This window comes from Streptomyces sp. NPDC104371 (assembly GCF_055583785.1).
The window spans coordinates 1-2,115 of sequence record NZ_JBVJNF010000032.1 but is presented as its reverse complement, the minus strand read 5'-3'; the positions used below and the strand labels follow the sequence as shown (position 1 = coordinate 2,115).

At 71.7% G+C, this 2,115-nt stretch carries 1 protein-coding gene; it reads left to right on the top strand.

From position 1 onward, the window contains the following. Positions 1 to 2,115 (top strand): type I polyketide synthase (locus tag ACZ60T_RS34090; protein WP_469669503.1); only part of this gene is annotated, 2,115 nt, incomplete at both ends.

Here is a 2,115-nt window from a genome sequence, read left to right as displayed (position 1 = left end):
CCCCCCTCACCTGGCACCACCCCACCCCCACCACCCACACCCCCCACACACCACCCCCCACCTACCCCTTCCAACACACCACCCACTGGCTCAACACATCCGACGCGGACGACACCGCCCACGACGAGTCGGCACATCCGCTGCGCGGCCTCCCGCGTGAGGAGCGCGAGCAGCGCGTGCTCGACCTGGTTCTCGCGCACAGCGCGACCGTCCTGGACGGCGATCCCGCGGAACGCGCGGACCCGGCCCACACGTTCAAGGAGCTGGGCCACACCTCTCTGACCTCGGTCGAGCTCCGCAACCGGCTCGCGCAGCAGACGGCCCTGCGGCTGCCCAGCTCAGTGGTGTACGACTACCCGACGCCGCAGCGGCTCGCCGCCCACCTCGCCGAGAGCCTGGAAGGCGCTCCCGTCGACCGGCCGAAGCGGAACGCACGGTCCGCGGGTTCCGCGGCGGTGGACGACGAGCCGCTCGCGATCGTCGCGATGAGCTGTCGCTTCCCGGGAGGCATCGGCTCGCCCGAGGAGCTGTGGCGGTTGGTGTCCGAGGGCGGCGACGCCATCGGCGACCTGCCGACGGACCGTGGCTGGGACCTGGCGGACCTGTACGATCCCGAGCCCGGCCGGGACGGGAAGACGTACAGCCGGTACGGCGGATTCCTTGACGCGGCCGGTGCGTTCGACGCCGCGTTCTTCGGCATCAGTCCGCGTGAGGCCGCCGCGATGGATCCGCAGCAGCGCCTGCTGCTCGAGTGCGCCTGGGAGGCCATCGAGCGCGGCGGGATCGCGCCGGACTCGCTGCGCGGCAGCCGTACGGGGGTGTTCGTCGGGGCGATGGCCCAGGAGTACGGGCCGCGGCTGCACGAGCCCGGCGAGGGATCCGAGGGGTACCTGTTGACCGGGGGCACGCTGAGCGTGGCCTCCGGCCGGATCGCGTACACGCTGGGTCTTGAGGGGCCCGCGATCACGGTGGACACGGCGTGCTCCTCGTCGCTGGTCGCGCTGCACCTGGCCGCGCAGTCCCTGCGCAATGGTGAGTGCTCGCTGGCCGTCGCGGGCGGTGTGACGGTGATGTCCACGCCCGGCATCTTCGTGGAGTTCAGCCGTCAGCGCGGGCTCGCCCCGGACGGTCGCTGCAAGGCGTTCGCGAAGGGCGCGGACGGCACGGGCTGGTCCGAGGGTGTGGGGCTGGTGCTGCTGGAGCGGCTGTCGGACGCGCGGGCCAACGGGCACGAGGTGCTGGCGGTCGTCGCGGGTTCGGCGATCAATCAGGACGGCGCGTCCAACGGGCTGACCGCACCGAACGGGCCGTCACAGCAACGGGTCATCGAGGACGCGCTGGCCGCGGCGAGGCTCGCCCCCGACGAGGTGGACGCCGTCGAAGCGCACGGCACCGGTACCCGGCTGGGCGACCCGATCGAGGCCGGGGCCCTACAGACGGTCTATGGCGAGGGCCGCGCACCGGACCGTCCGCTGTGGCTCGGCTCGCTGAAGTCGAACATCGGTCACGCCCAGGCCGCCGCCGGTGTCGCCGGTGTCATCAAGATGACGATGGCGCTGCGCAACGGCGTCCTTCCGCAGACCCTGCACGTCGACGAGCCGACGCCGCACGTCGACTGGTCGGACGACAGCGTCCGCCTGCTGACCGAGGCCCGCCCCTGGCCGGAGCTGGACCGACCGCGTCGTGCGGGCGTGTCCGCGTTCGGGATCAGCGGTACGAACGCGCATCTGATCCTTGAGCAGGCGCCAGTCGAGGCCGAAGCCGATACCGATGTCGAACCTGATACGGCATCGGATACCGGTTCTGATACAGCCCCTGTCGCGGGCGGTGTTGTTGTCGAGCCGCGTCCGGTGTCCTGGGTGGTCTCCGCACGCACCGAACCCGCCATGCGCGAGCAAGCGGGCCGGGTCGCGGCATGGGTGCGGGACAACCCCGGCCTGTCCCCCGAGCACATCGCCACCACCCTCGAAACCACCCGCACCCTCTTCGACCACCGCGCCATCACCACCGGCACCACCCTCGAAGAACTCCTCACCGGCCTCGACGCCATCACCCACAACACCCCCACCCGCAACACCACCACCGGCCACACCAACCCCGGACGCCTCGCCTTCA